The sequence below is a fragment of the Helicobacter mesocricetorum genome (assembly GCF_900198605.1).
GTDB lineage: Bacteria > Campylobacterota > Campylobacteria > Campylobacterales > Helicobacteraceae > Helicobacter_D > Helicobacter_D mesocricetorum.
In genome coordinates, this window is sequence record NZ_FZPJ01000069.1 from 1 (window position 1) to 3,046 (window position 3,046).

Sequence of the window (3,046 nt, forward strand, 5' to 3'; positions counted from 1 at the left end):
TTTTTGACATAGATATAATAATATCTAAATATTTTAAATTATATTAAATAATTTAAAGATTCAAAAACACCATTCTTCGAATGAAGATTCGGTAAATTAAAAATTAAAATTTTTAAACTTTTATAAAAAATCGTATAAAAATATCGATTTTGAATAACTCCAAAAGGAAAAGAATAAAAAATTTCTACAAAAGATTTAAAATTAGTAGATGTGTATTAATTGCTCTATTTAGTTTGTTTTTTTTAACTTTCTAATTAAATTTTTGTGTTTATAAATAAAGATTATTTTTTTTTAAAGTGAATTTTAATAGCCTTAAACATATCCCAAGAAGTAACAAAAGGAGAAATAAAGCCAAGTCCTAAACATTTGCCTGTATCCATAAAGAAAATCCACAAGTGCCTTATGTAAAATTTGAATATCGTAATCAACAATTATTTTGTCAATCAATTTACCTTTAGCATTTTTCAAGACAAATTCTTTTCCAAATTCCCCCAACTTCTTATTCTCATTAATAAATAGACATACATTAGAAGTTTTCTTTAAGGTGGCTGCTAATGTATTGTTTTGATAGATTTTCATACTTGCTCCTTAAAATTAATTTAGTTTTCCTTTCATTTTCTGTGTTATTAAGTTTAGTTTGATAATTTTTTGTTAAATCAATTCTTTTAAGTTCCTCTTGATTTTTTATTATCTTCCTCTACTAAAAGATTGTTCTTGCTCTTTTGTAGGTTTAGGATTTTCTAGTGTTTTTGAATCTCTTTTAAGTGGTAAAGTTTTAGTTTCTTGAAAATCTATAACCCTTAATTGTTTTTTAACTTCATCAAGCCCTTTGATTAGAAATATATCGTTAAAATCACTTATTCCTTGTTCTGCTTCTTTTGCGGTAATTTGTGGAATAATGATTTTTGTATCTGGAAATTGTTGTTGAATCTCTTTTGCGGATTCTATACCGATATTAGGTAGTCCCTTTAATTCTCGCTTTTTATCGTTATCAGCTATTAAAGTAATGGGAATATCATTAAATTTGCTTTTTAAAACTTCAACGATTTTTAGTAAATTTCCAGCATCTACTCCCATTATAACAGGTTTATTAAGTGCCTTGTGTATGGTTGCTGCAGTAGCAAAGCCTTCTGTTATGATGAATTCTTTACAATGCTCTAAACTTTTTGCACCTACTATATGGAAACAACCAGATTTTCTTGCAGAATATTCAATACCTTGTTCTTTTTCTTCTTTAGTTTTAATAATACCGATAATTTTGTCGCCATTTGGGAATATTCTTTGCACAGACCATATTTTATTATTTTCATCTTTGAGAGGGATAAGCAAAGATCCTCTACTATCTTGTTTGAGATAAAAGTTTTCATTAAAGCCTTTTTTCTTTAGATAAGGGTGGTTTGAATAAGCCCAATGAGCTTTATTGTATTCTTCTTCAATTTTAAGTGCAGTTTTTTCCTGAAGTTCTAAAATATCTTGTCTGATATTGTTGTTTGAAGAAGTATTTAAATTTTGATTGGAATCTTGATAATTTGTAATATTTTGTTTTGCTTTTTCTAAGGGCATTTTCCAATTTTCTTTTACATTTGTTTTAAAATTTTGAATAAAACCTGCGGGGTATTCATTTAAAAATCCGCTATAAGCTCCGCTTGTTTCTCTGCCTTTATCTGTTGTGGTTTTTACTCTGTGAATTTTACCATCCATAACAGGTAAGCCTTCAATTATTAAACCTTGTTTTTCTAAGGCGAGTTTAAAAGCAGAAAGTATTTCTTGCTCATCAAATGAAAATTCTTTTTTGTGGTATGGAGGATGTAACCATTGTGCAAAAATATTTTTATCTAAAAATTTTGGAGCAAACCATTTTTTCTCTTTTTTATCCCACATTGCTCCTAATAATCTTGCTTTTTCTTTGTCTTTAAAGGGAACATAAAGATAAATTCTTTTTTGTGGCATAATTTATCTCATCTATTTATAGATAAAGTTTTGTTAGTTGTTATTTCTTTATCAAATTGCTTTTTATTTAATTTTTTTTTAAAAAATTCATTCATCTTTTGTTTAAAGAATGAATCTTTTTCTGGATTTAATTGTTTCTGTTGATAGTTCTCTCTCACTTTTAAAAATGAATCTGAAAACTCTAGCATTATTAAGCTAAGATCTTTATTGGAAATTTCGGATAAATGTTTTAATGCATGAAAAGTTCCATCTAGCATTTTGTCATAAGTTTTTGGTTTATAACTATTAAGCTGTTTGTTAATTTCTTTTTCTACTTGAGGATTTATATTTTCTTTATTAATTTTTGAACTTCCAAGATTAATAAGATGTTGAATGTCTTTTTGAAAATTTTTATCACCAAGCCTTATTTTTAGTGGAATATTTTCTGTATCTGTAATGATTTCAAATTCGATAAATTGATTTGAAAAATCTTTTTTCAGAAGGCTTTCTGCAACATCAAAAGTTTTGACTGTGTTAAAAAACTTATCAATATCTTCATCTTCATAAGTTCCCTCTTGTATTGCTTCTTTATAATGATCATTGAGTTTGCTTACATCGGTTACTTTTATTTTATAAGAGTAAATTTTTTCCATTATTTATTCTCCAGAGGATAACTTTAATTATTTTTTGCATTCTCTATTTTATCGGTATTTTTATTAAAATCGTATAAGCTATTTATTTTATCCATAGCAATTTTAGTATTTTTGCAATCAAACTTTTCTATTAGCAGATTAAATTCATGCATAAAGTTATTACAGATTTCAAAATCTTTTAATAATGCTAGGGATAATTTTTTATATATACTCTCTTTCTTTTCTTTTTCTTTTTGGCGTAATCTTTTAATTTTTTCATCATATTCACGCTTTAAATCTTCTATCATTTTGCTTTCCTGTAGCATAACCTATTCCTTAAAAATTTAATAATTGCATTATCCATAAATAGAACTTAATATTTTATAAAGATTAATATTATAAAATGTTTCATAACTGAATTATCTGTAAATTGGAGGATAGGCAAAAACGCCAAAAAACTATATATAATTTTTTATTTTATTTTG

Annotated in this window: 4 protein-coding genes; all 4 read right to left on the bottom strand. The window is 25.6% G+C overall.

Annotated elements, in window-relative coordinates; genetic code table 11:
* Nucleotides 1-312 precede the first annotated feature (312 nt).
* Nucleotides 313-579 carry a hypothetical protein gene (locus tag C6H18_RS09345; protein ID WP_104722822.1) on the bottom strand — a complete coding sequence of 89 codons (267 nt, stop codon included), beginning with the start codon at nt 577-579 and terminating at the stop codon, nt 313-315.
* 108 nt (nt 580-687) lie between these two features.
* The gene (locus tag C6H18_RS09350) at nt 688-1,950 is read right to left on the bottom strand and encodes a DUF5710 domain-containing protein (RefSeq protein WP_233704128.1); all 1,263 of its coding nucleotides are present in this window, start codon (nt 1,948-1,950) and stop codon (nt 688-690) included.
* 8 nt (nt 1,951-1,958) lie between these two features.
* Entirely contained in the window at nt 1,959-2,582 is a 624-nt protein-coding gene (locus C6H18_RS09355; RefSeq protein WP_104722823.1) for a beta/alpha barrel domain-containing protein, read from the bottom strand.
* A gap of 23 nt (nt 2,583-2,605) precedes the next feature.
* Nucleotides 2,606-2,887 (bottom strand): hypothetical protein, encoded by a 282-nt coding sequence (locus C6H18_RS09360; RefSeq protein ID WP_104722824.1) that lies wholly within the window; start codon nt 2,885-2,887, stop codon nt 2,606-2,608.
* Nucleotides 2,888-3,046 lie beyond the last annotated feature (159 nt).

Bases quoted from the DNA above. Each gene is read 5' to 3' on its own strand.
- C6H18_RS09345 (WP_104722822.1), bottom strand. From the start codon at position 579: ATGAAAATCTATCAAAACAATACATTAGCAGCCACCTTAAAGAAAACT.
- C6H18_RS09350 (WP_233704128.1), bottom strand. From the start codon at position 1,950: ATGCCACAAAAAAGAATTTATCTTTATGTTCCCTTTAAAGACAAAGAA.
- C6H18_RS09355 (WP_104722823.1), bottom strand. From the start codon at position 2,582: ATGGAAAAAATTTACTCTTATAAAATAAAAGTAACCGATGTAAGCAAA.
- C6H18_RS09360 (WP_104722824.1), bottom strand. From the start codon at position 2,887: ATGCTACAGGAAAGCAAAATGATAGAAGATTTAAAGCGTGAATATGAT.